This is a genomic window from Paenibacillus sp. Dod16, assembly GCF_049893405.1.
GTDB lineage: Bacteria > Bacillota > Bacilli > Paenibacillales > Paenibacillaceae > Paenibacillus_AQ.
This window is the reverse complement of the sequence record NZ_JBNDYG010000007.1, coordinates 195,490-217,846: the sequence shown is the minus strand read 5'-3', so window position 1 is coordinate 217,846 and position 22,357 is coordinate 195,490. Positions and strand designations below refer to the sequence as shown.

General features: G+C 42.8%; 24 protein-coding genes and 1 pseudogene (1 of these 25 cut by a window edge). 12 read left to right on the top strand and 13 right to left on the bottom strand.

Annotated features, from left to right (window positions below):
• Positions 1 to 229 precede the first annotated feature (229 nt).
• From ACPV3A_RS08720 to ACPV3A_RS08710, 3 genes are all read right to left on the bottom strand, one after another.
• Complete coding sequence (locus tag ACPV3A_RS08720; RefSeq protein WP_426198964.1) at positions 230 to 613, bottom strand: hypothetical protein; 384 nt, start codon at positions 611 to 613, stop codon at positions 230 to 232.
• Positions 614 to 731: 118 nt separating this feature from the next.
• On the bottom strand, positions 732 to 1,529 hold the full coding sequence (locus ACPV3A_RS08715) for an ATP-binding cassette domain-containing protein (protein WP_220686438.1): 798 nt from the start codon (positions 1,527 to 1,529) through the stop codon (positions 732 to 734).
• Between the two features lie 13 nt (positions 1,530 to 1,542).
• The gene (locus ACPV3A_RS08710; protein ID WP_426198962.1) at positions 1,543 to 2,322 is read right to left on the bottom strand and encodes an ABC transporter permease subunit; all 780 of its coding nucleotides are present in this window, start codon (positions 2,320 to 2,322) and stop codon (positions 1,543 to 1,545) included.
• A gap of 363 nt (positions 2,323 to 2,685) precedes the next feature.
• Between ACPV3A_RS08710 and ACPV3A_RS08705 the strand changes: the two genes are divergently transcribed.
• Both ACPV3A_RS08705 and ACPV3A_RS08700 read left to right on the top strand, forming a co-directional pair.
• Complete coding sequence (locus tag ACPV3A_RS08705) at positions 2,686 to 3,420, top strand: SMI1/KNR4 family protein (protein ID WP_426198960.1); 735 nt, start codon at positions 2,686 to 2,688, stop codon at positions 3,418 to 3,420.
• Positions 3,421 to 3,837: 417 nt separating this feature from the next.
• On the top strand, positions 3,838 to 4,422 hold the full coding sequence (locus tag ACPV3A_RS08700; protein ID WP_426198958.1) for a hypothetical protein: 585 nt from the start codon (positions 3,838 to 3,840) through the stop codon (positions 4,420 to 4,422).
• A 24-nt stretch (positions 4,423 to 4,446) separates the two neighbouring features.
• On the opposite strand, the gene ACPV3A_RS08695 is transcribed toward ACPV3A_RS08700, so the two are convergent.
• From ACPV3A_RS08695 to ACPV3A_RS08685, 3 genes are all read right to left on the bottom strand, one after another.
• Positions 4,447 to 5,316 (bottom strand): helix-turn-helix transcriptional regulator, encoded by an 870-nt coding sequence (locus ACPV3A_RS08695; protein ID WP_426198956.1) that lies wholly within the window; start codon positions 5,314 to 5,316, stop codon positions 4,447 to 4,449.
• A 265-nt stretch (positions 5,317 to 5,581) separates the two neighbouring features.
• Positions 5,582 to 6,058 carry a small multi-drug export protein gene (locus ACPV3A_RS08690; protein ID WP_426198954.1) on the bottom strand — a complete coding sequence of 159 codons (477 nt, stop codon included), beginning with the start codon at positions 6,056 to 6,058 and terminating at the stop codon, positions 5,582 to 5,584.
• A gap of 32 nt (positions 6,059 to 6,090) precedes the next feature.
• A complete protein-coding gene (locus ACPV3A_RS08685; RefSeq protein WP_194541096.1) occupies positions 6,091 to 6,819 on the bottom strand; it encodes a MerR family transcriptional regulator in 729 nt (242 codons plus the stop codon).
• Positions 6,820 to 7,242: 423 nt separating this feature from the next.
• Here ACPV3A_RS08685 and ACPV3A_RS08680 point away from each other — a divergent pair, with 423 nt between their 5' ends.
• A complete protein-coding gene (locus tag ACPV3A_RS08680) occupies positions 7,243 to 7,668 on the top strand; it encodes a DUF6157 family protein (RefSeq protein ID WP_426198952.1) in 426 nt (141 codons plus the stop codon).
• Positions 7,669 to 7,801: 133 nt separating this feature from the next.
• On the opposite strand, the gene ACPV3A_RS08675 is transcribed toward ACPV3A_RS08680, so the two are convergent.
• Positions 7,802 to 8,824, bottom strand: coding sequence for a zinc-binding alcohol dehydrogenase family protein (locus tag ACPV3A_RS08675; protein ID WP_194545056.1), 1,023 nt, complete (start codon positions 8,822 to 8,824; stop codon positions 7,802 to 7,804).
• A gap of 149 nt (positions 8,825 to 8,973) precedes the next feature.
• On the opposite strand from ACPV3A_RS08675, the gene ACPV3A_RS08670 reads away from it, so the two are divergent.
• Positions 8,974 to 9,351, top strand: coding sequence for a winged helix-turn-helix transcriptional regulator (locus tag ACPV3A_RS08670; RefSeq protein ID WP_426199082.1), 378 nt, complete (start codon positions 8,974 to 8,976; stop codon positions 9,349 to 9,351).
• Positions 9,352 to 9,510: 159 nt separating this feature from the next.
• Here the strand turns inward: ACPV3A_RS08670 and ACPV3A_RS08665 are convergent, their stop codons facing one another.
• The 3 genes from ACPV3A_RS08665 to ACPV3A_RS08655 all read right to left on the bottom strand — a co-directional run bounded on the left by ACPV3A_RS08665 (position 9,511) and on the right by ACPV3A_RS08655 (position 13,983).
• Positions 9,511 to 10,863, bottom strand: coding sequence for a uracil-xanthine permease family protein (locus tag ACPV3A_RS08665; protein WP_426198950.1), 1,353 nt, complete (start codon positions 10,861 to 10,863; stop codon positions 9,511 to 9,513).
• 57 nt (positions 10,864 to 10,920) lie between these two features.
• On the bottom strand, positions 10,921 to 12,285 hold the full coding sequence (gene guaD, locus ACPV3A_RS08660; protein WP_426198948.1) for a guanine deaminase: 1,365 nt from the start codon (positions 12,283 to 12,285) through the stop codon (positions 10,921 to 10,923).
• Between the two features lie 822 nt (positions 12,286 to 13,107).
• On the bottom strand, positions 13,108 to 13,983 hold the full coding sequence (locus ACPV3A_RS08655; RefSeq protein ID WP_220686431.1) for a hypothetical protein: 876 nt from the start codon (positions 13,981 to 13,983) through the stop codon (positions 13,108 to 13,110).
• 90 nt (positions 13,984 to 14,073) lie between these two features.
• Here ACPV3A_RS08655 and ACPV3A_RS08650 point away from each other — a divergent pair, with 90 nt between their 5' ends.
• Positions 14,074 to 14,325 (top strand): hypothetical protein, encoded by a 252-nt coding sequence (locus ACPV3A_RS08650; protein WP_220686430.1) that lies wholly within the window; start codon positions 14,074 to 14,076, stop codon positions 14,323 to 14,325.
• Between the two features lie 180 nt (positions 14,326 to 14,505).
• Here ACPV3A_RS08650 and ACPV3A_RS08645 read toward each other — a convergent pair whose 3' ends face one another.
• The gene (locus ACPV3A_RS08645; protein WP_426198946.1) at positions 14,506 to 14,811 is read right to left on the bottom strand and encodes a transposase; all 306 of its coding nucleotides are present in this window, start codon (positions 14,809 to 14,811) and stop codon (positions 14,506 to 14,508) included.
• 82 nt (positions 14,812 to 14,893) lie between these two features.
• On the bottom strand, positions 14,894 to 15,157 hold the full coding sequence (locus ACPV3A_RS08640) for an IS3 family transposase (protein ID WP_426198944.1): 264 nt from the start codon (positions 15,155 to 15,157) through the stop codon (positions 14,894 to 14,896).
• A gap of 488 nt (positions 15,158 to 15,645) precedes the next feature.
• Between ACPV3A_RS08640 and ACPV3A_RS08635 the strand changes: the two are divergent.
• From ACPV3A_RS08635 to ACPV3A_RS08625, 3 genes and pseudogenes are all read left to right on the top strand, one after another.
• A pseudogene (locus tag ACPV3A_RS08635) lies at positions 15,646 to 16,292 on the top strand (hypothetical protein).
• A gap of 31 nt (positions 16,293 to 16,323) precedes the next feature.
• Positions 16,324 to 16,764, top strand: coding sequence for a hypothetical protein (locus ACPV3A_RS08630; RefSeq protein ID WP_220686428.1), 441 nt, complete (start codon positions 16,324 to 16,326; stop codon positions 16,762 to 16,764).
• A gap of 171 nt (positions 16,765 to 16,935) precedes the next feature.
• The gene (locus tag ACPV3A_RS08625; RefSeq protein ID WP_426198941.1) at positions 16,936 to 17,721 is read left to right on the top strand and encodes a superoxide dismutase family protein; all 786 of its coding nucleotides are present in this window, start codon (positions 16,936 to 16,938) and stop codon (positions 17,719 to 17,721) included.
• Between the two features lie 504 nt (positions 17,722 to 18,225).
• On the opposite strand, the gene ACPV3A_RS08620 is transcribed toward ACPV3A_RS08625, so the two are convergent.
• The gene (locus ACPV3A_RS08620) at positions 18,226 to 19,488 is read right to left on the bottom strand and encodes a hypothetical protein (RefSeq protein ID WP_426198939.1); all 1,263 of its coding nucleotides are present in this window, start codon (positions 19,486 to 19,488) and stop codon (positions 18,226 to 18,228) included.
• A 1,291-nt stretch (positions 19,489 to 20,779) separates the two neighbouring features.
• Between ACPV3A_RS08620 and ACPV3A_RS08615 the strand changes: the two genes are divergently transcribed.
• From ACPV3A_RS08615 to ACPV3A_RS08600, 4 genes are all read left to right on the top strand, one after another.
• Complete coding sequence (locus ACPV3A_RS08615) at positions 20,780 to 20,998, top strand: ATP-binding cassette domain-containing protein (RefSeq protein WP_426198937.1); 219 nt, start codon at positions 20,780 to 20,782, stop codon at positions 20,996 to 20,998.
• Between the two features lie 69 nt (positions 20,999 to 21,067).
• A complete protein-coding gene (locus ACPV3A_RS08610; RefSeq protein ID WP_339295694.1) occupies positions 21,068 to 21,451 on the top strand; it encodes an AAA family ATPase in 384 nt (127 codons plus the stop codon).
• Between the two features lie 90 nt (positions 21,452 to 21,541).
• Positions 21,542 to 22,057, top strand: a complete 516-nt coding sequence (locus ACPV3A_RS08605) for a DUF4241 domain-containing protein (RefSeq protein ID WP_426198935.1) — start codon at positions 21,542 to 21,544, stop codon at positions 22,055 to 22,057.
• Positions 22,058 to 22,338: 281 nt separating this feature from the next.
• Positions 22,339 to 22,357: the 5' end (the start) of a DUF2207 domain-containing protein gene (locus ACPV3A_RS08600; protein ID WP_426198933.1), read on the top strand. 1,910 nt of this gene lie beyond the right edge of the window; the window shows 19 of its 1,929 coding nt (coding positions 1-19); its start codon is at positions 22,339 to 22,341; its stop codon lies beyond the right edge, outside the window.

Genomic DNA, 22,357 nt, shown 5'->3' with positions numbered 1-22,357 from the left:
CCTTTAGGGCGGCCGTACGAGCGGCTTCAAGCCCGGTAGCTCCTTTGACAAAAACGGCATCGATTTCACGCCGCTGCAGCGCCTCGATTTCGGTATTCCATGAATCCCTTCTTCCTTCAGGAACCGCCTCAAGATGAACGATGTTGACATCATCCAGCGTAAGATTCGCAAGTGAGAGCGCATTATGAAAACCGCGAAGCGCTTGGGCCGCTCGAAAATCAATCTCTAACTAACGATGACGAGGAATCCCAATTCGTTTTCCACGCAAATCGCCAGGCTCCTGAATATCCGAGTCAGGAAGGGTAAGGATCGCTTGATATTCATCGACCCAGCTTAGTCCGATCAGCCGCGTATCGCTCCCGGTGGAGCGCGCCCATAAAGCCGGAATGTTCCCTCCTTCTCGCACCAGGAAAGGCAAGGTGTGATTAAAATGCGCATGAGGCAAAGCGTGATTGGTGGCGTTTCTCGTTAGTTCCGCCGTCGTACATCCGGACTTTTCAAGCTCCTGTTGAAGAAGTCCGAGGTCAAGAGCCAAACTGGCTGCTGTCGGAACCGGGCAGCGTGTAATCCTGATTTCCTTAACGATTTCTTGCGGGTTATCGATGGTAGGCATGCTTCAGGGCTCCTTTCTTTTTTCGGTTTCACATCCGGTCATACGCTCGCTTGTGATCCACCTCCTTCAAGAAATGGTGTTTTGGCAATCCCCTCCCAAGCGGGATGGTGTTAGAAACCTATGACCCTTTCTTTAAGGGATAGGGGAGGTCTTCTGCTTCATGTCGGCTTGCCGTTTCGGTTATGCCCATGACCCGTTTCAGGATGTGATCGATGAATGCTGCCACTTCGGCATTTCCCCGTTGACGGGGGCGCGGGAAAGGAACGGCTCGATCCATCGCGATACGGCCTTCTTCAATGAGCACCACGCGGTCGGCCAAAACGACAGCCTCTTCGACATCGTGCGTAATCAAGACGGTCGTGAATTGCTGCTGCTGCCACAGCGATTCGATTAATTGCTGCATTTCAATGCGGGTCAATGCATCCAGCGCTCCTAAAGGTTCATCGAGCAGCAATAATTTGGGCTGGCTGGCGAGCGCTCTTGCTAAGGCGACTCGTTGTTTCTGGCCGCCGGACAGCACGGACGGCCATTCATTGGCCCGCGCACTCAGCCCAACCTGCTCTAAAGCGGCTTCGGCTTTATGACGGTCTTCTTTTCGAAGTCCGATCGCTACATTATCGATGACCTTATTCCAAGGCAGCAGCCTCGCATCTTGAAACATCATCCGAGTTTCGGGATGTACTTGCTGAACCGGATGGTCATTGATCCATATGTCTCCCGACGTGGATGTTTCCAATCCGGCGATCACGCGCAATAGCGTGCTTTTCCCGCAGCCGCTTCGCCCGATGATGGCAATGAACTCTCCTGGCTTCACGTCCAGCTCAATGCCTTGAAGTACAGGTTGTTCGCCGAAGCTTTTCTGTAATCTTGTTGTACGAAGATGTACACCATGGGTAGAGGAATTCAAGGTCGACACATCCTTTCAGAGCTTACTTTTGATAGTTCGGGTTCCATTGTAAGAACCGCTTCTCTAAGAGCTTCGCGATGGAATCGGCCAGCTTTCCAAATAAGGCATAAAGCAAAATGGTAAGCAGAATGATATCGGTTTGCATGTATTCTCTTGCGTTCATGGCCAGAAAGCCGATGCCCGAATTCGTAGCGATCGTTTCGGATACGATTAGGGTCAACCACATGATGCCTAAAGCGTAGCGTAGTCCGACTAGAATGGAAGGCAGTGCGCCAGGCAGAACGACTCTCCAAAAGAGCGAAGCGGAGCGCAGCCTGTATACGTTCCCCATTTCGATCAACCCGTTGTCCACGGAGCGGATGCCGTGCAGGGTATTGATGTAGACCGGGAATAACACGCCGATCGCGACCAAAAATATTTTCGACTCCTCGCCAATGCCAAACCATAGAACGACTAGCGGAATCATCGCCAGATGAGGAACATTGCGTACCATTTGAATCGTGGTATCTAACAATTTTTCAGCAATGGAGGATAAGCCGTTCATAAAGCCCAGTACAAGACCGATCCCCCCGCCGATTAGGAAACCAATGAACGCTCTTTGAAAGCTGATCGAGATATGTTCGATTAATTCTCCTGACAACAGCAACTCCCTGAAGGAAAATAAAACGTCTTGAGGCAGGGGGAGGATTTTCCTCGATATCACATCAAGATTGGATAAGATGGACCACAGAACGATTAGTAAGATGGGGAGAACCCAAGGCAAACATTTTCCGATCGATGGGTTGGAAAGGAACTTTCTCATTACTTCAACTTCACCTAGCTTTCAAAAAGAGGATGATCAAAAATAAAAAGGCCACAACGCCAGCAGAATATCCTGCTGAGGCTGTGACCTCCATTTGAATGGTCGGTATCTTTTTAATTTTTGATAATTCCTATAAGTTTAATATGGATTTGATTATACTTCCCGATTTTGGTTTCGTCAACCGGAATTTCGAACGTATTCACGCTATGAAAGTGGAAAGAGCTTGAGCTACTAAAGCGGGGCTCGGTACCATTTGTAATAGGCCCGAAATGACGTTCTATTCCTGGGCACAACCTCAAATCTGCAGTATATTTAGAGAAGTAGATGATACCCAGACGCATCACGAGGAGGTTCACGCAATTAATGGAAGCAAATATAGAAACACTTCTCCGTATATTGGGAGAGCATCATAAAGAGGCCCACGGCATTTCGGAAGCGGGCATTCAGGCTAAAGAACAAAGCCTGGGCTTTTCGTTGCCGACAGCATTGCGGGATTATTATATGGTTTTGGGACGTTCCCCATATATCACCCAAGGGTGCAATAACCAATATGAACCGCTCCCGCTGCAGGACGTGTTCATTCCGGATGATACTTTTTTTACGACAGACAAGGCGTTTCTGGTCTTCTATCAAGTGGAGGAGTCCGTGATCTATTGCGGGATTCGCATTCAGGATTTGGAGCAGGAAGATCCACCGGTTTACCTGTGCGCGTGGAATTCCCCCGATTGGCAACTGGAAAATCGATCGCTTCAACGCTTTCTCGCTGGCAAGGCACTCGTTCAGTTGGGAGTTGAGGATCGGCTGCCCTATTGGGCCATTTTTGATGAGAGCATGTGGGGCTTGTCCGATTACTGCAGCAGTATGCATTTGGAGCGAGAGCATGAGCTAGAAGAAGGGTCGGAGCTGAACGCATGGAAAATCTACGTAAAGGACGATGTGCTGATCGTATTTGAACTCGACGTATCCGAAGAAGAGACGGATGAACTGTTGGCCGTATATCTGGTCTCGTTTCAGCGAGCAAGTATGGAGAAGCTGCTGAGCGAGATGGGGAAAGTAACCAACTTGCCTTCATATCGTACGAATTTGTCAGCACAGTGACAGGTTGAGGGAGCGAGTACCACAAAGTAACTGCGAATGGTTGATATGGTTATGGTCCAATAGATTGAACGGGGGAGAAATATATTGTAGATTCGTTTGCATCTCGATAGAGGTGCTTTTTTTCGTTATAAGGTTCCTTACGATTTCTTCACTAATTACAGCAAGATCTGAAAAGTAAGGGCAGGCTATATTTGTTAAGTTATATTCGACAAACAGATTAAGGAAGGGGCTGTAGCAAAGAATTTTCAAAATATCCTCGTTGGATGGTTAGAGTCGAAAACCTGTCATGTCGAGAAAGATGTGGCGATCATGTGATTAATATCTAGAAGTGGAGGAATCAACGTGAATATAGAGCTCAATACAGAGGTAAGTAAATCAATAATAACGGCACATGTTCTCAACCGGTGGTCAGGATTCATGGCAATAATAGCGGGGATTCTATATATCGTCATTCAATTTATCCATCCGACAGATGATATCTCTTCTGTGCACACAAACTCTTGGGTAGTGGTGGCATGCCTGACTATGGCTATGTCGTTCTTTAACCTGATCGGAATTACGGGATTCTATGTACGCCAAGCGAAAGAAGCGGGGTGGCTTGGCCTGATCGGTTTCCTTTTGTTCAATCTGTTCTGGTTAATCTCATTAATCTTTAGTTTCATCGAAGCATTCGTTTTGCCGTTGTTGACAAGTGATGCTGATAAGTTTGTGGCAGGAATGGTTGGGCTCTTTGGAGGAACAGTCAGCGAGGTTCATCTGGGGATCTTCCCAATATTAGCACCGCTCGCGGGCGTATTGTATATGCTAGGAGGTCTCCTGCTAGGCATCGCCGCATTACGTGCCAGAGTCTTCCCTCGCCCAGCAGCAATTCTGCTGGCTTTCGCTGCTGTAGTGACCTTTGCCGCTGCAATTATCCCCCATCCGTTTGATCGGGCATTGGCGATACCGATGGGAGCTGCTCTGATATGGATCGGATATATTATTTGGTCGGAACGTAAGTAAGCATCGAATTAGAGATGTGCAACATTAAATGTCCAGATCGTCAGGAAGTTTCTTGATGGGTGCATAGATATGGTAGGCTGAATCCAGATTGTGGACGTCATTAAAAACCTGGATAAGCTCAATATCCGATTGATCGGACTCTTGCTTGGAAATCTTTAAGAATCTTGCATAGTCTGTTTTAAGCACTTCTCCAATATCAAGCAGGTCACCAAAATAGTTGAACCTCGCACAAAAAATAGTCGGTACTTCAACCGTAAAATAAAAGGGTTTATGAATTTGAATGTCACTTGGGATTCCGAACAGCACTTTGAACCGGGTTGAATTGGGTTGACAGTTTGAATAAATGACAAAACAAGAACCATTTATGTTTTCATCAATATGATCCAGCAGCATTTTTGAATGGGAGTGAATCTTCTGCTTGTAATCATCGGTGGCTAGGTCTACTTCAAAGGCAATCCCGCTTATTCGGGTCTCTTTGAACTCTGTCAGTGTGAAGTCCGTGACGATATCACCATTAATATTTTTAAATGGTCTTTTAACTACAGTAGGTATTTGAGTCGGAGTGATTGGTTTGAACCCTGCTCTTAGCGAGCTTGGAGCTACGCCGTAATGTTGTTTGAATGCCCGGGTGAATGAGGCTTGCGTACCAAAGGCTAACTGGTAAGCAATATCGGTTAATGATAAGTTGTTGTTATAAATGAGTGATAAAGTGGCATTCAATCTTCTAGATAGGATGTACTGATTTAACGAAGAGCCCATCATGGCAGAAAAAAGCCTATGAAAATAATATTTGGACATATTGAAAGTAAGAGCAACGGATGACACGGATAAAGGCTGTTCTAAATTTTCCTCGATATGAATCAATGCTTGTTCTATTATCCTATGATGGTTCATACTAACCCCTTCGTCACGCGCTCTAATTTTTTGTGCTAAGTATACCACACGTGTTATACCGCTTAGAAGGCAATTCGCAATCTACTAACCAAGTATGTCACTACTGCTGGGACACATTAGTTGGTATAATGGAAAATTGATTAAGCTAACTGGAAACGTAGTTTAGTAAAAATAGCGGCCGACCAAGATTTATTTCTGACATCTTAGTAGCCGCTTTTTCATTAATTTGTCTTCAAATGCTCCTCAAGATATAACGATGAATCATCTATCTAAGCAAGTACTCTCTCCCAAAATGAATAAGCAGCCCAGACCCTACCGCCCACAAGATAATACTAATGGTCTGCCAAATGATGATATTTTTCTTATCCGCATTGGCCATCGTGCAAATTAATGCGCCTATATGGTTAGCCCCAATGATTGGCCCTAATAGGGAAATGCCAGGAACGCCATATCGATTGAAATACACTTTTCCTTTTTGAAAACGTCGATAAACAAAACTATCGCTTCTATCATTGAAAAATCTGGATTTGATCCATGAAGAGGAAATGATTACGGTCAAGACCGAAAGCCAGTTGCCCAAGATGGCCAGAACAGCAATTGGAATGAACGGGAGCTTCAGCAGCACTCCCACAGGCACCGCTACATGAGCCTCGAGGAAAGGGATGAACGAGATTACGAACACAGCTATAAATTGATAAAGAACTGGAATATGCTCTACTTTTTGCAAAATATCTTGTATCAATGTATTCCCACCTTAATGATGATATGGATGTTTTACTCCGACTCCGACATCATGCGCATGGCATCCTTGATGAAGACTTTTTCCTCATCGGTAAATGGATCCAATATATTGAATGTTTCAGCCTCGGGAGCATCTTCTTGAAGCTTTGCCATCTTGATTAGTGTTTGTTTATGGAGAAACATCAATCTCCTCATACATTCTAGCGCTTCTTCAGATTCAGGGCTTGTCTTGGACATGACTAAGTGTCTAATTCTTGAGAATAAGCTATAGTACTCTTGGTCGAGCTTGAATCGCTCTGGATCTCGAAAGTTATAGATTTTATACAGGTTCCGTTTGTTTTCATCCAGATTCTCTTCTTCCCAAAGGATGGAGTGCATAATAAAGCAAAAGGATCTGATATCCACTGAGTTTTCATTCGAAATGATCATATCCATATGATTTAATTGGTCGATCATATCCTGTATTCTTTCTAGCTCCGCAGTGAGCTGTTTTCTTTTGAATTGTATCGTGCTTTTGATCTGCTCTTGTTCGATATGGGCATACTGCAATATGTTCGCAATATCCTTCAGCGAAAAACCTATGAATTTCAATGCCTGAATCTGTTGGAGACGTACCAAGTCATCCCTACTGTACAGCCGGTGTCCGCCATCCTTGTAATCGCTGGGTGTTAACAAGCCGATTTTGTCGTAGTATCTTAACGTTCTGACCGATTCGCCAGTGTGGTTCGATAATTGTCCGATAGTCATCATTTGATCTAACATTTTAGCGCCTCATTTCGATGGATCTCTTTATTTTTGATGTAAGGTATTGCCGGATAATGATAAGGTTTCTGAAGAGCGATGCAAAACATAGCATACAATATGATGAAGGTTTCAATCATTAAAAACGTATACTTAAACCACTGGGGCAACCCTAGAACCAGAGAAGTCCCAAGCATGATTTGTACCGTCATTTTTTCTTTTCTTGTGGTTAATTTCATTCTCGTCACCTTTCGTATAAGAAGTCTGAATCATATCTTAAAAGGTGACGCGGGTAGAGGTTCAAGCATTTTTTTAATGGGGGGAATAAGAAAAGACGGCGATAATGACTGACCGATTCTGTCAGGGATAGAGGGTTATAATTAGTTTTAAATAAGTCGATGTGTTATGAGCGGTGCTATATATATTGGTTTAGGAGGAACGATAATGGATTGGAATTACTATGATACGTTTATTACCGTTGCAACAGATTGCCCTGTTGAGACCGGAACGCAGCCGCCGGACAAGAAAGACGGAAAAACCAAGCCGGGCATCGAGTTTGAGTTAATCACGAGTAATCCGTACGCCTATACCCAGGAGGAGCTCTTGTACGAAGTGCATATCCGGCACAAAAACATTCCGGAGACGGAGTTAGCCGAGAGAGGGAGCCAGATTCGAGACGAGTTTTTTAGGAAGCCGCAACCATGCTTGAGAGCATCGATGCTCCCGAAGAAATACGGGTGGGGGATTCATTTCAATGCGAAGGGGCAAATCGCGATCGTTCCGGTGGAATCCCCCGACTATCGGCGCTTCGTGGAAGGAGCCAACGGGAAGGTGAAGCTGCTCGCCGCCATGAGAAACAAGAAGAAGTGAGTGCAATCATAGGTTCAGTAGACACAATTACGCTAATGTGAACAATCGTTGCATCAAAAAAAGCAGGCAAAACTGGAATCCAGTTTTGGACTGCTTTTTTTGGACTTTTATGATTTTGATCCGTGTAAATGAATTATTCGAAATGTTCGATAACAACTTTCCCAACCATTTTCCCGGATTCAACCATTCCATGGGCTTTTTTTAGATTTTCAGCATTAATCGGTCTAAGTACGTCGGTTAGGGTCGTTACTATTCTTTTTTGATCGATAAATTCTGATAAGGCAGAAAGTAATTGATGTTGTTCTTGCATGTCTTCTGTTTGAAACATGGCTCTCGTAAACATAAATTCCCAAACAAAGGTAGCACTTTTACTCTTGAGTACATTTAAATCTTGTTTCTCAGCTGTTTCAACAATCGAACAAATTTTGCCTTGTGGAAGTATAGAAGCCGCAATTTGATCCCAGTGTTGATCCGTATTATTTAAACAAAAGATATAATCAACACCTTTCAAGTTGATTTCTTCCAACTGTTCAACAAAAGGTTTATAGTGATTAATCACATAGTCCGAACCAAGTTTTTTGCACCAATTTATTGATTCTTGTCGGGAAGCTGTTGAGATAACCGTTAATCCTGCTAACTTTGCCAGTTGAATAGCTATAGAACCTACTCCACCTGCGCCACCTATAATTAAAATAGAACGTTCTTTATTTTTTTGTGTATTGTTCAAGTCGATACCTAATCGTTCAAATAATCCTTCCCAAGCGGTTATGGCGGTTAAAGGTAATGCAGCTGCTTGTGCATCATTAAGTGTTTCAGGTTTCTTACCAACGATTCTTTCATCTACTAAATGATATTCGCTATATGTTCCTGGTCTAGTTATACTTCCTGCATAATAAACCTGGTCACCTGGTTTGAATAATTTACAATCTTCCCCAACTTCTTCTACAATACCTGAGGCGTCCCATCCAAGAATCTTTGGTGTTTCCTCTTGTTTATCTTTAGGCGCCCTTACTTTCACATCAACCGGATTAATCGAGATGGCATTGACTTTAACTAAAATATCGCGTCCTTCCGCTTTTGGCTTCGGTATTGTAATATCGATCAGACTTTCTGAATGATGAATGGGAAGGTATTTATACAATCCTACGGCTTTCATTTCCACCATATGATATCTCTCCTTTATTTTAAGATCATTTCAAAATGATAAGTACAGTTATAATATAGGTGATAATAATAAAAAAAATAAGTACGCACATTAATGTTGTATAGTAACATTATATATACTGTAAAAAGAGGTGTGTCATGATGCGCAATCGAAAAAGTGGTTACGGAAAGTGTACGGATGGTCTTCAGCATGCTTGCCCCGTAGAGGTTACGTTAGATGTAATTGGGGGTAAATGGAAGGGTGTCATTATTTATCATTTACTTAACGATACGCGTAGATTTAATGAGTTTAGACGATTGGTTCCAGGGATTTCTCAGCGGATGTTGACTTTACAATTGAGAGAGCTTGAAAATGATGGGATTATTCATAGAGAAGTGTATAATGTCATTCCTCCAAAAGTAGAATATTCCTTAACACAATTTGGCCAGACATTGTCCAACATCATTATCCAGATGAGAGAATGGGGTGAAATATACGCTGAGCAAGTACAAACGCAAAAAACGATAACATCAATATAGTTACAGTCGAGGTATCTAGCAAAGTTAAAATCATACTCTCAAAATAGAAAAAACGCTGTGCTTATCGTAAGAAGCTTACGAGAAGCATAGCGTTTTTCATGAATTCTATTATTTCAAATGTAAGGCTCAGTCAAAAAGTGCCCTGCCTCGCTCTACAACTTACTTCGCACTAGGCAGCAATTTATTCAACAAGATCGCTGCAAGTGAAGCAGCCAGAATCGGTGATCCGAGTAAATACTGCACGAACGTAGGCAGTGTGTACAAGAAATCTTTAGGAATGAGCACTAACGCTAACGTCAAAATCATCGGGATGGCGATAATGTACATTTCTTTTTCCCCGATTTTCACGTTCTTCATGACCTGGATCCCGTTAATCGAGATGATGCCGCAGACGATGGCGAATACGCCGCCGATGACCGCGGTTGGGATCGAGGAGATCAGCGCGGCCAATTTGCCGGAACAGCCGAAGAGGACAAACCATCCGCCTACCGCCAGGAAGACTCGGCGACTAGCCACACCCGTGATGGAGATAATCCCTGCATTCGTGGAATAGCCGGTAACCGGCGTCGAGCCGAGTCCTGAAGCAATCAGGCAGCTGATCCCTTCGCCAATCACCCCCCGGTTAATGTTCTTATCCGTTAACGGTTTATCGATGACGTTACTGATGGCAAACCATGTACCCGTTGTTTCCGCCAGCAGTACGAGGTAAATGATGACCATGGTGATGATCGCCGAGAAGTCGAACGAAAAGCCAAAATCCTTAAACGGAATCTGCGGCATGCTGAACCACTTGGCGTTTGCAACAGCGCTGAAATCCAGCACACCCATAAAGTTGGCGGAGATACATCCGATAATTAATGCGACCATCACGGACGTAACGCGGAATATCGCACCTCTTGTTCGGAACAGAGAACCCAGGATGACGAACAGGATGAGTGCAGCCGCTGAGATCAGGGCCAGCAGCACATTCTGATTGATGGTGGCGTCCGCGGCGCCGTAGATATTGTCTCGAATCGCAACAGGCAATAACGACAGACCGACGATGAAGATGATCGTGCCCCCGACAATGGGCGGGATGAAGGATTTAACGATTTTATTGAAAACTCCCGTATATCCCAAAATAATGACGAGGATCGCGCCAATCAAGCTCGCGCCCAGCACGGAACTCCAACCCATCTCTCCACCGCCGCTGGCGGCATAGATGGCGACAATCGCGCCGAGTGGAACATAGGAAGGGCCTTGCGCCATCGGCAGCTTCATACAGAAATACGTTTGCACGATCGTGGCAAGCCCGGCCGCAATAAACGTGGATTGGATCAATGCGCTGGACTGATTAGGCGCCAAGCCGATTAACATGGCAATCAGGAAAGGGACGACATAGACGTCCATCGCGACGACATGCTGTAAACCGAGAATGGCGGATTTCCCGAATGATATTTTGCCGTCGGGAGGTACCGTTAAATGCTGAGACTTCGTTTGCTCGTCATTTTGCTTGTCTGCTTGTGTATTCACTCCGCTGGACACCTCGAATGTTAGGATGAATTGCTTTTTGAACAACCTCTATCTTTCTTAACGCGTATGAACCTTTTCCCCTTGTACCCACACCTCGCGGATATGCTCAGGACGTGCCAGATACATGATCTTCTGAAAAATATCTTGTGCGTCTTCATTCTCATCAAAAATCGGCAGCTTGGCGGATGGAAGTCTCGTATCGATCACCTGCACATCCCATGCGTAGTTTTCTTGAATGCGGCCAATCGGCAAGCTCAGACATTCGCCGCCTCCGGCCGTGGCCAGATAGAATGCCTCATGGACCGTAATCCGCGACTCGGGCACGCCGCGAGCTTCCGCAGGAAGGGAGGTGTTCACGCCATCTTCCAGCATCCTCGAGGACATTACGGCCTGTCTTATATTATCGAAGAGACTCGGTGAGAAGCCGCCGGATAGATCCGAGCCTAAACCGATCTCGACATTGTTGGCGTGGAAGCGGGCGACCGGGATGACGCTGTTGGCGAAATACGCGTTGGATATCGGGCAATGCGCGATCGCGGTGCCGGTGTCAGCGAACAATTCGGCATCCTGGTCATCGAGAAAATTACAATGAGCCATGACCGATTTATCGCGCAGCAGGCCAAAATCATGCAGGGCAAACGCATCGTTTTTCTGGAACCGATCCTTCACATATCCGTGCGCCCAATCGCTTTCGCTGCAGTGGGACTGCACATACGTGTCGTATTTGGCTGCCAGTTCGCCTAGCCCCTTCAACCCCTCATCGGTGCAGCTTGGAATAAAGCGTGGGGTCACGACGGGATACACGCCTTGTTTGGTGGTCTTGGCGAGTTCCTGTACAGCGATAATAAATTCCTCTGTATCTGCCAGTGCCGTGGATGTGTCCGCATCGCGGTAGTAATCCGGATTCTGCTCAGGATCGTCCATGACAACCTTTCCGACAAGTCCGCGCTGGCCTTTGCTCGCACAGATTTGGGCTAACAACAAGCTGGCTTCTTTATGCACCGTGGCAAAATAAAGGGCCGTCGTTGTTCCGTTGGCCAGCAGGGTACTTACCACATCGTCGTAAACCTGTTGCGCAAACGCCAGATCGGAGAATTTGGATTCCAGCGGGAACGTATACGTATTCAGCCAATCGTAGAGTGGAATGTCCAATGCGGTTCCGGATTGAGCCCATTGCGGGGCATGAACGTGCAAATCGACAAAGCCAGGCAGGAAATACTGTCCTTCCTCTAGTCGGTGAAAGCTGTCAGTGCCTTGATACGTATCCAGCAAGGATTGATAGTCGGCGTCTTCCGGTGCCACGACTCGCTCAATCATGCCGTCCGTGTTAATGCAGTAAAGATAGTCTCTCAATACTTGAATTTCTTTGGGAGACTTGCCTGAAAAAGAAGTCCCTTGAAATAATAACATATATTTACTCATTTTTACCGCCTTAATGTTCGTTTTTTGGAGCGCTTTTGTCATTATAGTCCGTTAAAAAAGAGATGTCCATAGTTTAAAGGCGAATAGATATGAGCCTGAGTTATTAATGAAGACTCCATAGTGATGACAGGTCAGGAACACGATTGAGATCATTCGGAGTTGCCCGGGGGATACAGGGGGCTTCTTCATGAGAGATAACGTCCGCAGCCTTTTTTATAGAGGGGATATTACGTTGGTAAAACTAGTTGAGTGGAGGGGATTCAATTGACAAAACGTATAAAACAGGAGGGGAATGGGCTATGGGAGTTCAGCCGAAAGATATGCTAGAGCATACGAGGTGGGGGAATTTTCCAGAAGCTCGTAGAATGGCGAAAGGATAATTCTGTTCTTGACCCACAGGAAATGGCTTTTAATACTCATCGCAAGATTAAGATGGGTTTGTTCGATGAATATGAGGATCAGGAATTGACTTTGAACAGTCTCGGTGATTCACGTCATTTTACAGACATGATTCAAGCTGACAACCGGAATAGGAGGATGGAAATGGATCAATATAGATGATATAGTTTCAGTTTATTAATCAGAAGATTCTGCCGGCGTTATGTCCTACAGACTTTCTTTGTTTCTCAATATTCAATTCGTTATATAATACCCTAACTTCATTAAGTTCTTGTTTTTTCATCTTAGCGGCAAACGTTATATCTCGTTTAACTCGCTCAAAAAGGTTCGAAAAAACCCTTGAGGGGGATTCCCCCTTAAGGGTTTTACATAATTGGTGATATAAATCTTTCAAGTTTTCATTCTTGAATCCAGAATGTTGATCTATCCCTGTGTGAAACTTGCTTCCGTAGAAATGGTAACTGAATTACTTGTATAGTCTCTAATGATAAAGGATGCATTTCCATCCCAACTCTCAGAGTGAAGTCCTATTCCGTTATATCCTGCAAAGGTAATGTTGAAATTACCGCTTGTTCTTGCTTTAGTTGATTTAGTGGCAAAGTTATGATCTATTTTCGCAGAAGCAGTTACGCTGACAAGGGGCAACTGTCCACGCGTGCCGGCATTAGTGGCATTATACACCTTCAGATGCGGTGATGTTGTATGAGTAGAGTAATAGGTTTTAATCGTAAAGTGACTGTTAGGGTAGACTAAATGTCTATATTCGAAATCCCAAAGAAAGTCATAATCGCCAATACCATTGGTATATGCCATTGTTCCGATACTATCTTCATCTTCGGTTTCATGTTCTGTAAGAGTACCGGATAAAACGCTAAAACTTCCGTCGGAATGTTCAACTATCTTCTCGATGAAGTAATCTTCTGTTGGAGCGGCAACATCTTGAGTGCTTAAAATGGTTTCCGACTCTAAATCTATTTTATTGAGATGACTTACTCCTAGTTGCTGAATGTAGGCTTTTTCAAGTTCGATGTCGCCGATTACGGCATCTCTAAAGTCATTTTGCAAGCTTTTTACTGCTTCTGAGTTATAAAATTCATCTAACTTTTGTTTACGCTCATCACCTTTGTATGTCTTATAAATATTTAGTTCTTCTTTACTTAGCTCAGCAGTACGACTATCGAATTTTGTCTTGAGATTTTGTAGTTTTCCCTCTGTGTTTTCTGCTGGTGAAGCAAAAGAGGTTCCAGTTACGACGGCAAACATTAGGATAAACGACAATAAGGCCTTAAAGTTCTTCATGTTTAATTCCTCCTAAGTAATTTTTTGGGACCCAGTTTTATGGTACACTATTAATGTGGGTAAAACAACCAGAAAAGGAGACGATAGGAAATGAAGATGATAAAATTAAGGATTCCGTTGTTTGTATTTGCGCTAGGAATTTCTATGTTTTTATCTAATTTGGTTAGAGGTGCTGAAAATATAGCATATTTAGTTATTCTTATATCGTTGGTGGCTGTATTCGAAAAAACAAAAATAAGTGAAAAAAAAGTTAATATTCTATATGGTGTTTTAATAGCGATTACTGGTTTAGCCATTGAATTTTTAACCGAACCTGGAGACTACCTACAATTTTTCAGTTGATATAATGCGTAGGATGACAACATATTAGGGGGTTCAGAACGAAAAACCCACTGGAGGTTAATTGGTCAAGATCCTATTTAGTAGACAATAAAAAAACACCTAGGCTGCAAACTGGCGTTGGTACTGTACCGGTGTCAGTTTGTTTAATTTACGTTGCGGGTCGTCTTTGGTTATAAAATCTTATGTATTTCTCGATTTTCTGTGTGACTCTGCTAGAGTTCGGATATTATAAGGGTAGAGTCCTTCCGTTTTGAGATGCGAGAAGAAGCTCTCCATGGAGGCGTTGTCTAGGCAATTGCCCCGACGTGATATGCTGATTCGGGCGCCAACATTTGGCAGCATGTCGTGGTAAGCATGGGACGTGTATTGGAACCCTTGGTCGCTGTGAACGACCAATCCTGTCACGTCTTTTTGTTTGGCAAACCCTTTGGCGAACGTTTGGAGAACCAGTTCGTTGTCATTACGTTCGCTGAGTTGGTAGGCCACAATCTCGTTATTAAAATAAGTCTTTCACCGCCGAAAGATAAATCCAACGCTCGCCCACACGGTATTGGGTCACATCCGTCACCTATTTCTGGTTTGGTTTTTCGGCCGCGAAAGCACGCTTAAGCAGATTCTCCGCAACACGCTCTGCTGCCTGGTACGTCATCTTAAACCGACGGTTTCGGCGAATGCTGGCTTGGATGCCGAGCTTTTGCATGAGGCGCAGTACCTTCTTGTGTTTCATCCATACGCCGTCATCCTGCCACAAGAACAATTGGAGCTGCCGGTAGCCGTACTTTCCTTCGTAGCGTTTGTAAAACGATGCGGATGAGTCGTTTGGCCTCTGCATCCCGGTCGTTCTTCTTCCGCTTCAAATATGCGTAGTAGCCGCTTCTAGAAACACCAAAGAGTTGGCAAAGTTCGGTTACTCGTCCTAGTTCCACCGCTTGCTCGATGAGCTTGAAGCGCTCTTCCTTACCTCCTGCATCCAGATTTCCAAACACTTTTTTAGCACATCGTTTCATTCGGTCTTAGTCTTGGATGCCGAAGTGAAAGTTCAATCGATACAGATTTCAACTTCGATGGCCAATAAAAAAACATAGGCATTTGTATCGGTAAGAATATAACAGCAAAGGATATTCAAGCAGGTTCTACTGTATATACCCTTAAGTGAGTGATCTACGGTTCAATCGCCATAGAGATGCGTGGGTCTTCATGAAAGATGGCTGTTGACGTAAAACGTCCGCAGCCTTTTTTGTAAAGAGAAAAGGATATCAGTCGGCCCCCACAGAATAACTTGAAGCTGCAATCATTTTTGAGACTTGAAGGGGATATGAAATGAAGACGAAATTGATCATGGTCGAAGGTCTGCCGGGTTTCGGCAAATCGACGACGTCCCGTATGATTTATGATATTTTAACCGAACGAAACATGGAGGCCCGGCTTGTGATGGAAGGGGATGTTGACCACCCGGCGGATTATGAGGGAACGGCGTGTTTGACTGAAGAAGACTTCGGGCGGTTGCTGCAAGACGCAGGCTCTTTTAAAGAAATATTGATCGAACGGGCCGCCAAAAAAGGCAGCTGGAATCTCATACCCTATCAGAAGCTGAAGAACGAATACGGCACGTCTTTTCCGGATGATCTATACATTCCTTGTCCAAGCAGGATATTTACGAGCTTCGGCTGGATCTCATTGAACAGGACAACCTGGAATACGCATTCCGCAAGGCCATCCGGGAACGCCCGGAGGCATGGTCCACAGGATTCGTCCATTATTACACGCAGCAGGGATACGGCAAACATCGCGGTCTGGAGGGTGTCGAAGGGACGCTGGAAGTATTGAAGGCCCGGCGCAGGCTGGAGTACCGGATCTTGGACAGTCTTGGACTGAACAAGGAACGAATGAACAACTCCCATTATGATCAAGAGACGTGCAGAACCATGCTGATAGACAAGCTGAAGCTGCATAAGGTCATCCAATAATACTATTTTGTGAATAAGGAAGGACGATTTGATGAAGCACTTTTTAACGATCATGCTGCTCTATATGACGGCTCTATTAACAGGCTGCGAGAACGAACCCGGCTGGGAAACGATGCAGCTGCTGGACGAGAAGGTTGTCGAAATTCGGATTTCGGCATTTGAGTCATGGGACGAGATGAACGGGGATACACTGGTTTCTTTCAAGGAGGCGAAGGCTGTAAGCGCATTTGAGGAAGCGATCCGTACGGCTCGCAAGCAACCAGATGCTGCCAAACGAACAGACCCGGATTACGACGTGATGGTTATCTATGATCAGCAATCCCCGATTCACGCCATTAAGCTGTGGTTGGGGGAAGAGGGTCAGGAAAGTGTGTTTAGCTACGGTTTCAAAGATTGGGGAGAAGATGTATATGTGGTTTCCGCCAAACATACGGATCGGATGAGAGAACTCATTTTGCAAGAGGGGCATTAACGCCGTAGCGGAGGGAATCTCTTTTTTATGTTCAGTAGCTGGAGATGATATAAAAGCCAGTTTAGTAGGTTATTCAATCCGTATATCTGTCTTGGGGAACAATAAATAACGCCGAACGCCTCATATCCCATAAAATAACGACTTAGACGTATAAAATCAGGGGATTGGGAGATGAATGAATATCATCATTCAGGAGGCGATGAAGTGAAGAAGAAGACCAACAAATTAAAATATATGGCTGGAGCATTTCTTGCCGGAGCCCTGCTGTTCACAGGAATTTTGTTCGCTGCTGCGAATCCCGAAGGAACTTTAGCTGCGATTAAATACACGATGTCTAAAATAAGCTACTACGTGAACGGCAAGGATAACTCCACCACTGATGGACCATTTGCGCAGCAAGGGACGGCGGCCTCGGATTCCGAGACTCCTACCGGCAGCAGCGATGCACCTGCTCGCATGGTTTCGGATCCGGTTAATCAACCCGTGTTCTGGGACCAGGCTTTCAGGAAGGAATCTCTGGGGCATCTTGAAGTCCAGCTGTACAATGCGGCGGGGGAGTCTGCCGGTTCCGCTATCTTGGAGCAGATCAATGACGGGGTGAAGGTGAATATCATCGCATCCGGCCTTACACCAGGCAAGCATGGGTTCCATGTACATGAGAACACGATCAAAGATAGGGATTTCAAGTCTGCCGGTGGGCATTTTAATCCGACCGACAAGCATCATGGACTCAAGCATCCACAAGGAAGCCATGTTGGCGATATGCCGAATCTGGTCGTAGGCGCAGACGGCACCGTGGAAGCGGAGACGATCATTCAGCATGGCACCCTTAAAAAGAACCAGCCAAACTCGGTGCTCGGACGCTCGCTGATCATTCATGCCGACGAAGATGACGGCGTAACCGATCCATCGGGCAATTCCGGCGACCGGGTGGCCGGGGGGAATATCCCCGAGTAATCCTGCAAGCTACAGGTAACATGTGGTTTGTAGCATATGAATGTCAGTGAAAGACGCATCTCTTTAGGAGGTGCGTTTTTTTGTGATGGTTGTGTGGCGGGACATGGAAGAAGAACCTGGTTGGGAATATCTTATAAAAGGTATGGTCTGGCCAATTTTATTTATCAGCTTTTGAAGCAAAATATACAACCATAGATATGAGTGCTATAGATATAAGAACTTTTACTATATTGAATATTGAACCAACACTAAAACTAAATATGGAAAGGAATGTTGTATCATTACCCAAGCCAGCGAACACAGCCAAATTAACAAGTAATATGCTTAAACTAATAGAAACTATGACCACAAATAATGAAAAACCGGTTATGAATTTTTCGTTATCATTTCGCATTATCAAAAGTATAGAGAAAAGACAAATAACTAAAAGAAATATAAGAAACATAATTAACCCCCTATGAATTAAAATAAAGAGGATATAATCCTCTCTATTTTAATTGTAAATTACTTAGATGCGTACGAGAAGTACATGCTTTTAGTCTGTGGACCAAACGCATATAAATCCTGAGAATTAAATAGATTGTAAGACCAACGAACATTAAGCTTTTTTTGTGCTGGAGTATTATAATGCCCTACAGCAAATATTACATCAAATGATTGGCCTGTTTTTTCAAGTTTCTTCCCTTTTGCGAATTCAGCACTAGCCTTTCTAACTTTAGTAGAACCAGAATTATCATATGTTTTCATCGAGTGGTTATTTACAGTTTGCGAACTATTATAAGCGGTGGAAAAAGAAATAGGAGTCAATGGAAGTTGAAACGAGGCAGAAATATCCACCTTTATAGAGCCACCATTCGTATAATAACCATCCCACTGAATATATCTAAATACATCACCAGGATCAGTGTATGCTTCGATTTTTGTTGGCCCTTGCGATCCTATTCTAAAATTAGTATTGCTTGAGTTTGCACTTGGATAACTGGTAGATCTTGTTTTTTGAGAAAGAATATAAATCTTTGTAGTAAAAGTTCCGCCAGAGTTATCTAATGCAGTAGGCCCTTCAATAAGTGTTCTTACGGTAATGTCTTCATAAATAATATAGCCACCAATATTATATGAAACGGTATGTGTAACGTCAGATTTCCCACTTGTAATTGCCATTGGTGTAGGTTCATTTTTAGTTGTAAATGAAGTAGGTTTAATCAATTTACCATACCAAAATTCGTTTATATGTTCAGTGGAATTAAGTGAATCGCTAATAGAAAAAATGTTTTCTAAATCGATACCCAGTGTTTCCAGATTATTTATTTCAAATATAGTAAAATTCCTAGTTCGTTTCTCTAATAGATATATTTTCAATGCTGGTTGAGAGTTTTTTGTATCTTCTAACAAGGAGATATTATCATCAGATTTTTTCTCAATTCCAAAATAAATTACTTCAAAGTTATTCGATTTATCTTCCAGTTCGCCGATTAATTTACCAGGATACTCAGCCTTAGTTAGTGCACCATTGAGATCAAGTGGCACGAGATCACTACTCTCGGTTTTTATTGTACCAGATAAGTGTACATTGTTATTAATCGAGAGATTCGAAACTTGTAAAGAAGCGTTCACATGATCATTTTTTATAAGTTTTTCACCTTTTTCATCGAGTTGAAGATATGTCTTCCCTTCTAAATCTATTTGGCTTTCAGCTCTTACATCCAAAATAGAAAAGTTAATGAATATCAGCGAAAACAAAATAGGTATAAATACTACTTTTTTCACTACAACACACTCCTTAAAATCAAATTAATGAATCATACCAGTTAACAAACAGTAGCTCATGAGTGAAATATACTGTCACTTTTACACATTTACAGTCGGTTAGATCATTTATGTATGTCTTGAAGATTTACAACGATAATATAAACTCAGTATATTTTACGAGAACAAAGTGTTAATTGTTTTACAAATGCTTGAATAGATAGGATTGATTCACATATCAATGGTATCTCTTCCTGATTATTGCGGTCAAATTATAAATATTGGAAATTATATTATTTAAAGTAAAATTTGATTTGCGTTTCACTAATAATAACTCGATGAATTAACTGTCAAACAATTAAATGCATCATGTGGCTTGTAATATATGAATGCCAGAGAAAAACGCATAAAACTAAAACTTAACTTGGAGCGCCCTTGCTAATGCTGTAATTGTTAGCGATAAAGGCGCTTTTTTGCGTACGCTCTGAAAACCATTAGTGAAAATAATAACAACAAAACGATGGAATTGGATGAATATTAATTTTTAGGGTTATATATCCATTTAGTTGATGAGTGTAATACTCAAAGGAAGTACATGTTGAAAGTTTGATTTTTATAAGGGGAGAGATATTGGTGTGAGGAGAGTTTTCGGTTTTTTTATATTAAATTATTACTATTCGAAAAAGTGGCGTTTGTTTGGTCTGTGGTTTTTCCTCTTTTTACTACATTGGTTATGCAGAAGAATATCTTGGATTCTACTAGCCACAATCTGGATATGATTAAATACATTTTTTGGTTTTGGGCCTTTATTATCAGTACGTTTTTAAATGGAATAGGACTACAAACAGCAAGGCTTAAAGGAAGTGGTTCATTAAAGACTATACTTTAATTAGTTTAGTGCTTTTCACAATGATTGTGACGCTTATTTACAGTGTGTTTTCATTGAAAATATTAATGTTAATGGTCATCATTGTTATCATTTCAATACCATTAGCTTTTGCAACTTTTAGCGTAGCACTTTTACCTGTTCAGTTTTCCAGCATATCCACCATATTGAATATTTTGATGTATCCCTTTTTTAAGTTGCCATTAATGTTGATATGAAAAATGTGTGGTTATTGGAAATATGGGCTCTGGATTGTTCGATCACGAATTTCTATATGTTCAATTTATAATTCCGTTATTATTTTTTGGTTTCGTAGGATGCATAGCCATGAGAAAAATAGACTTATTATCGATGCTGCAAAGATAGAATTACAATAATATCATGTGATTAAAATTAGGCTATTCGTACTTTAGTATGAATACATAAGTGAGGAATTTTGCTAAGAATATCAAAAATCTTAAATTTAAATATCCAAGAGGAAAAGATTTTGTGTTACAGGATGTAAAATTCTCATTACATACAAAAAAGTTAAATGCAATTGTTGGTGTAAATGGTTCTGGTAAAACAACAATGTTTGATTGCGTAACTAATGTTCTAAAACCGGAGTCTGGAGAGATCAATTTACCTTCTGTACAGGATATGTGACCCAGAATCTGAATCTCTTCTTCACCTGTTAAACCTGAAGTTGAAGGAACGGATTTTTACACTGAAAAAATGTCGCAACTTGAAAAAGAATTGTTTGAACATTTGTGGGATTTACGAATCGGGAATATGTCTATCGGTGAAAGAAGATGGTTTTTTATCAACTTATTAATTAGAATTGACCGTTCTTTATATATCTTTGATGAGCCAACAAGCGGAGTAGACCCCGTATCTAGAAAAAGAATACACGAGTTAATTGGGAAGCTTATAGAAGAGGGGAAAACTTGTATTATATCTACACATCAACTTCAAGACTTAATGTACTTAGATTCCCACCTAATCATACTAAATAGAGGAAAGATTACATATAAAGGGGATTTCAAAGAATGGTTACATCTAAATAAATCAAATAATCCAGATGAAGCTTTTGAAAATATGCTAATCTCGAATATGTAAAGGTTGCTGAATCAGGGGTTCGCTCTTAAACTCCCCCCATCATAAGTGCTAAAATAGAACCATCATACGCTGTTATTGGAGGTATCTTCTTTGATCATTCAACTGGGCAATTTTGAAGTGAATTCCGGACAATTAGTTGTTGCGGATCCTTGTTATGAATTGAATACGAACATTATCATCATGGGCGTGTTGGAAGCTGTATTAAATGGAACGTGGGTTGGGGAAGTGCAGAAGGTAGAGATCCCGGATTGGGGCGAAGCCAACGCCAAGCTAACGGCATACCATCACTCGGCAGCTGAACAGGGGGCATTCCTGGAATGGATCAAGTGTCCTTTTATAGCTGGGGTGGATAGCGGGCAGGCCGGGATTTTTGATATTCAAAAGTACCGAATTCCTGACGCTGATGCGACATCGGATAGCTCGGATACGGATACGAAATGGTACTATGCCTGCTGCGACATCACCGACAGCGGAGAAGAGGCGGGTGTCCTGGATGGAGGCGTCGTATCCCGGACCGGCATTGGCGATGGTGCATATGGCGTGTATAAGGCCGTGAATGAGCAGGATCAGGTGGTTGGCGTAAAAATTGTGTTTATTAAGAGCTAGTTGAGTGTCAGTGTAACGAAATACGAGCAAGCGCGAACAGCCATGGAAGGCATCCTTTTATGCTATATGAATTTTGTATACTATAAAGTATGGTTAGCTATGAATCAAGACTTTTAATAAGTAAATCTCTTTGGTAGCAAAAACAGAAGAGTGGCCCTCTGTTCATGCTGTAAGACTATTAAGGCGCCTCTAGTAAAGCTAACTGGAAAACAGGAGGTTTACTGTGAAAATAAAGATTGAACCGCCTCTAGTAAAGCTAACTGGAAAACAGGAGGTTTACTGTGAAAATAAAGATTGAAC

Coding starts and splice junctions, on each gene's coding strand:
- ACPV3A_RS08720 (WP_426198964.1), bottom strand. CDS start 613: ATGCCTACCATCGATAACCCGCAAGAAATCGTTAAGGAAATCAGGATT.
- ACPV3A_RS08710 (WP_426198962.1), bottom strand. CDS start 2,322: ATGAGAAAGTTCCTTTCCAACCCATCGATCGGAAAATGTTTGCCTTGG.
- ACPV3A_RS08705 (WP_426198960.1), top strand. CDS start 2,686: ATGGAAGCAAATATAGAAACACTTCTCCGTATATTGGGAGAGCATCAT.
- ACPV3A_RS08700 (WP_426198958.1), top strand. CDS start 3,838: ATGGCAATAATAGCGGGGATTCTATATATCGTCATTCAATTTATCCAT.
- ACPV3A_RS08695 (WP_426198956.1), bottom strand. CDS start 5,316: ATGAACCATCATAGGATAATAGAACAAGCATTGATTCATATCGAGGAA.
- ACPV3A_RS08685 (WP_194541096.1), bottom strand. CDS start 6,819: ATGTTAGATCAAATGATGACTATCGGACAATTATCGAACCACACTGGC.
- ACPV3A_RS08680 (WP_426198952.1), top strand. CDS start 7,243: ATGGATTGGAATTACTATGATACGTTTATTACCGTTGCAACAGATTGC.
- ACPV3A_RS08675 (WP_194545056.1), bottom strand. CDS start 8,824: ATGAAAGCCGTAGGATTGTATAAATACCTTCCCATTCATCATTCAGAA.
- ACPV3A_RS08670 (WP_426199082.1), top strand. CDS start 8,974: ATGCGCAATCGAAAAAGTGGTTACGGAAAGTGTACGGATGGTCTTCAG.
- guaD (WP_426198948.1), bottom strand. CDS start 12,285: ATGAGTAAATATATGTTATTATTTCAAGGGACTTCTTTTTCAGGCAAG.
- ACPV3A_RS08655 (WP_220686431.1), bottom strand. CDS start 13,983: ATGAAGAACTTTAAGGCCTTATTGTCGTTTATCCTAATGTTTGCCGTC.
- ACPV3A_RS08650 (WP_220686430.1), top strand. CDS start 14,074: ATGAAGATGATAAAATTAAGGATTCCGTTGTTTGTATTTGCGCTAGGA.
- ACPV3A_RS08640 (WP_426198944.1), bottom strand. CDS start 15,157: ATGCAGAGGCCAAACGACTCATCCGCATCGTTTTACAAACGCTACGAA.
- ACPV3A_RS08630 (WP_220686428.1), top strand. CDS start 16,324: ATGAAGCACTTTTTAACGATCATGCTGCTCTATATGACGGCTCTATTA.
- ACPV3A_RS08625 (WP_426198941.1), top strand. CDS start 16,936: ATGAATGAATATCATCATTCAGGAGGCGATGAAGTGAAGAAGAAGACC.
- ACPV3A_RS08610 (WP_339295694.1), top strand. CDS start 21,068: ATGTCGCAACTTGAAAAAGAATTGTTTGAACATTTGTGGGATTTACGA.